This is a genomic window from Pseudomonas sp. TWP3-1, assembly GCF_049896625.1.
GTDB lineage: Bacteria > Pseudomonadota > Gammaproteobacteria > Pseudomonadales > Pseudomonadaceae > Aquipseudomonas.
Window position 1 is genome coordinate 3,569 of the sequence record NZ_JAFCUQ010000039.1, and the last position, 1,861, is coordinate 5,429.

Genomic DNA, 1,861 nt, shown 5'->3' on the forward strand with positions numbered 1-1,861 from the left:
GGTGATGCGGTAGAGGAGCGTTCTGTAAGCCTGTGAAGGTGAGTTGAGAAGCTTGCTGGAGGTATCAGAAGTGCGAATGCTGACATGAGTAACGACAATGGGTGTGAAAAACACCCACGCCGAAAGACCAAGGTTTCCTGCGCAACGTTAATCGACGCAGGGTTAGTCGGTCCCTAAGGCGAGGCTGAAAAGCGTAGTCGATGGAAAACAGGTTAATATTCCTGTACTTCTGGTTATTGCGATGGAGGGACGGAGAAGGCTAGGCCAGCTTGGCGTTGGTTGTCCAAGTTTAAGGTGGTAGGCTGGAATCTTAGGTAAATCCGGGATTCTAAGGCCGAGAGCTGATGACGAGTTGTCTTTTAGACGACGAAGTGGTTGATGCCATGCTTCCAAGAAAAGCTTCTAAGCTTCAGGTAACCAGGAACCGTACCCCAAACCGACACAGGTGGTTGGGTAGAGAATACCAAGGCGCTTGAGAGAACTCGGGTGAAGGAACTAGGCAAAATGGCACCGTAACTTCGGGAGAAGGTGCGCCGGTGAGGGTGAAGGACTTGCTCCGTAAGCTCATGCCGGTCGAAGATACCAGGCCGCTGCGACTGTTTATTAAAAACACAGCACTCTGCAAACACGAAAGTGGACGTATAGGGTGTGACGCCTGCCCGGTGCCGGAAGGTTAATTGATGGGGTTAGCTAACGCGAAGCTCTTGATCGAAGCCCCGGTAAACGGCGGCCGTAACTATAACGGTCCTAAGGTAGCGAAATTCCTTGTCGGGTAAGTTCCGACCTGCACGAATGGCGTAACGATGGCGGCGCTGTCTCCACCCGAGACTCAGTGAAATTGAAATCGCTGTGAAGATGCAGTGTATCCGCGGCTAGACGGAAAGACCCCGTGAACCTTTACTATAGCTTTGCACTGGACTTTGAATTTGCTTGTGTAGGATAGGTGGGAGGCTTTGAAGCGTGGACGCCAGTCTGCGTGGAGCCAACCTTGAAATACCACCCTGGCAACTTTGAGGTTCTAACTCAGGTCCGTTATCCGGATCGAGGACAGTGTATGGTGGGTAGTTTGACTGGGGCGGTCTCCTCCTAAAGAGTAACGGAGGAGTACGAAGGTGCGCTCAGACCGGTCGGAAATCGGTCGTAGAGTATAAAGGCAAAAGCGCGCTTGACTGCGAGACAGACACGTCGAGCAGGTACGAAAGTAGGTCTTAGTGATCCGGTGGTTCTGTATGGAAGGGCCATCGCTCAACGGATAAAAGGTACTCCGGGGATAACAGGCTGATACCGCCCAAGAGTTCATATCGACGGCGGTGTTTGGCACCTCGATGTCGGCTCATCACATCCTGGGGCTGAAGCCGGTCCCAAGGGTATGGCTGTTCGCCATTTAAAGTGGTACGCGAGCTGGGTTTAGAACGTCGTGAGACAGTTCGGTCCCTATCTGCCGTGGACGTTTGAGATTTGAGAGGGGCTGCTCCTAGTACGAGAGGACCGGAGTGGACGAACCTCTGGTGTTCCGGTTGTCACGCCAGTGGCATTGCCGGGTAGCTATGTTCGGAATAGATAACCGCTGAAAGCATCTAAGCGGGAAACTAGCCTCAAGATGAGATCTCACTGGAACCTTGAGTTCCCTGAAGGGCCGTCGAAGACTACGACGTTGATAGGTTGGGTGTGTAAGCGCTGTGAGGCGTTGAGCTAACCAATACTAATTGCCCGTGAGGCTTGACCATATAACACCCAAGCAATTTGCGTCGGCTCTCTAAACCAGAGCAACCAGATTGCGGTGTGTGAAGACGCAATGAACCGAAAGTTCGATCTCGCAAAAACACCGAAAGCTGTCACATACCCAATTTGCTGAAGCGAG

Annotated in this window: 1 rRNA gene (only partly in view); it reads left to right on the top strand. The window is 52.3% G+C overall.

Annotated elements, in window-relative coordinates:
- A 23S ribosomal RNA gene (locus tag ACP7BN_RS27615) occupies window positions 1-1,727 on the top strand (it extends 1,259 nt beyond the left edge of the window).
- Window positions 1,728-1,861: the final 134 nt, after the last annotated feature.